Below are 425 nucleotides of genomic sequence, written 5' to 3'. Positions count from 1 at the left end.
CCTGCATTGTGTTTGATGTGGATAGAAAGCCCTATGAGCAACGGCGAGAGGGGTATCAAGAGTGGCGAGATCGCGACTTGCCTGCGCCGCATTGGATCGCGATCAACCCCGAAAACGGCAATTACCACCTCGGCTATCTGCTGGCTGCGCCAGTGGCGCGTACCAATGCAGCCAGGCTAAAGCCGCTGCGCTATCTGGCGGCCATAGAGCACGTTCTGGCGAAGAAGCTGGGTGCTGACATGGGGTATGTTGGGTTGATCACCAAAAACCCGGTACATCGCGATTGGTGGACAATATGGCACAACCATGAGCCCTATTCCCTCGACTACCTCGCTGAGTTCTGCCCGGATGCCGATCTAGCGGCCTATAGCCGTCGCAGCCGCAAGGAGGCGAGCGGCCTGGGGCGCAATGTCACTCTGTTCGAA

At 58.1% G+C, this 425-nt stretch carries 1 protein-coding gene; it reads left to right on the top strand.

Going from position 1 to position 425, the window contains the following annotated elements; all coding sequences use genetic code 11:
• The coding region (locus JWG43_RS18710) for a replication initiation protein (RefSeq protein ID WP_205244421.1) at positions 1 to 425 on the top strand (425 nt) is incomplete at both ends.

The sequence above is a fragment of the Desulfobulbus alkaliphilus genome (genome assembly GCF_016918545.1).
GTDB lineage: Bacteria > Desulfobacterota > Desulfobulbia > Desulfobulbales > Desulfobulbaceae > Desulfobulbus > Desulfobulbus alkaliphilus.
This window is presented reverse-complemented; position numbering and strand designations above follow the sequence as displayed.